Genomic DNA, 1,176 nt, shown 5'->3' with positions numbered 1-1,176 from the left:
CTCGTCACCGGAGCCACCGGCACACTCGGCAGCCTGTTCGCCCGGCATCTCGTCACCGCGTACGGCGTGCGGCACCTGTTGCTCGCAAGCCGCAGCGGCGACGCCGCTCCCGGTGCGGCCGAGCTCGCCGCGGAACTGCGTGAGCTGGGCGCCGACGTGACGTTCTCGGCGTGTTACGTCGCCGACCGCGAGGACCTCGCCGCGCTTCTCGCCGCCGTGCCGGCAGCACACCCGCTGACCGGCGTCGTACACACGGCGGGCGTCCTGGACGACGGAGTCGTCTCCTCGCTGACTCCCGAGCGCGTCGACCACGTACTGCGGCCCAAGGTGGACGCCGCCGTCAACCTGCACGAGTTGACGCGTGACGCCGACCTGTCGCTGTTCGTCGTCTTCTCGTCCGCCGCGTCCACCGTCGGCGCCGCGGGCCAGGGCAACTACGCCGCTGCCAACGCCTTCCTCGACGCGCTTGCCGCACGGCGGCGCGCACTGGGGCTGCCCGCGACCTCCCTCGCCTGGGGACTGTGGGCGGAACGCTCCACCATGACGGACCACTTGAAGGACGTCGACCTCGTCCGCCGGGAAGGTTCCGGAGCCGCGGCCCTGACCTCCGAGGACGGTCTCGCGCTGTTCGACGCGGCGCTCACCGCAGGCCGGCCGGTACTCGTCCCGGTCCGCCTCGATCTGGCCGTGCTGCGCACCCAGGCCCGGGCCGGCCTGGCCGACGTACCCACCGTGCTGCGCGATCTCGTGCGCGTGCCGATGCGGCGCACCGCGGGCACCGCCGACGGCGCCTCGTCGCTGGCCCGGCGCCTGGCGGCACTGCCCACCGCCGACCGGGAGCGCGAGGTGGGCTCCCTGATCCGGGCGAACGTCGCCGGAGTGCTCGGCTACGCGGGACCCGACGCCGTCGACGACGGTCGCGCCTTCCGCGACCTCGGCTTCGACTCGCTGACCGCGCTCGAGCTGCGCAACCGGCTCAACGCGGCCACGGGCCTGCGCCTGCCCGCCACCCTCGTCTTCGACCACCCGACGCCCGCCGTCCTGTCGGGCTTCCTGCTGACCGAGCTGCTCGGCACGGGGCCGCAGCCCTCCACCGCCCCCCAGCCGACCGTGTCCACCGACGAGCCCATCGCCATCGTCGCGATGAGCTGCCGTTATCCGGGCGGCGTCAGCTCG

Annotated in this window: 1 protein-coding gene; it reads left to right on the top strand. The window is 74.1% G+C overall.

The features are described 5' to 3' along the window. Nucleotides 1–1,176: type I polyketide synthase (locus ACZ5CR_RS46335; protein ID WP_468870047.1), on the top strand; the 1,176-nt coding region annotated here is incomplete at both ends.

The sequence above is a fragment of the Streptomyces sp. NPDC031274 genome, from assembly GCF_055570235.1.
This window is presented reverse-complemented; position numbering and strand designations above follow the sequence as displayed.